2 pseudogenes are annotated in these 828 nt (G+C 34.5%); one reads left to right on the top strand and one right to left on the bottom strand.

The features are described 5' to 3' along the window. A pseudogene (locus BG20_RS02610) lies at positions 1-546 on the top strand (leucine--tRNA ligase); the annotation flags it as partial. 54 nt (positions 547-600) lie between these two features. On the opposite strand, the pseudogene BG20_RS02605 reads toward BG20_RS02610, so the two are convergent. Continuing rightward, positions 601-828, bottom strand: a pseudogene (locus BG20_RS02605) (methylase); the annotation flags it as partial.

Here is an 828-nt window from a genome sequence, read left to right as displayed (position 1 = left end):
TGGGAAAAACTCGGTAACCATACTCTAGTATCAACTTCTTTGTGGCCTGAATACTCTGCTGATAGCATCAATGCATCAGCAATTCAGTCAGAAGAGTTGTTAAAATTACTAATCGACGATATTGCAAATATTTTAAAAGTTACAAAGATTACACCAAAAAAGATTACAATCTATACTGCTGATTCATTCAAGTCCAAAGTGTATCACTCCATATTAGATAAGGTGATGTCAGGACAAACCAACATGGGAATTGTCATGAAGGAGTTGATTGCAAATCCAGAAACTGCAGATGTCAAAAAGATTCCAGACTTTGTACAAAAGACAATCAAAGATATCTTATCAGAACCAACTGAGATCAGAGAAATGAAGCTGCAATCAAAAGAATTTGATGAAAAGAAATTCCTTGTTAGTGAATTGATAGACATTGGAAAGAAGGAATTTGGTGTAGACATTGATGTATTTTCTGAAACTGATTCAGAGATTTATGATCCTAAAGGAAAGGCAAGACATGCAAGGCCATTCAAGCCAGCAATATTAATTGAATAAAAATACGCATGAATTTTCTAAAACTGCCTAGTTCTGCATAGTTAGAGCAGAAATCTAGACGGATTTTCCAGTAACTATACAACAACACCCAAACGTATGATACTCTAGTGTAACATCAAGGCCATTTTCCTTCATAATACTAGTGTAATCAGAAACCCAATTACTAGAATGAATCAATTTTGGCAACTCTAAAAATGCTTTTCTCCAGCTTGGAATAAAATGTCCCAAAAATTGTAACACTCCAAAATACCAATTCCACAAGATCTGCATTGACTTACCTGC

Origin of the sequence: Candidatus Nitrosarchaeum limnium BG20 (assembly GCF_000241145.1) — an archaeon.
Taxonomy (GTDB): Archaea; Thermoproteota; Nitrososphaeria; order Nitrososphaerales; family Nitrosopumilaceae; genus Nitrosarchaeum; species Nitrosarchaeum limnae.
The sequence above is the reverse complement of the archived record's forward strand: the minus strand, read 5'-3'. Positions and strand labels throughout refer to the sequence as shown.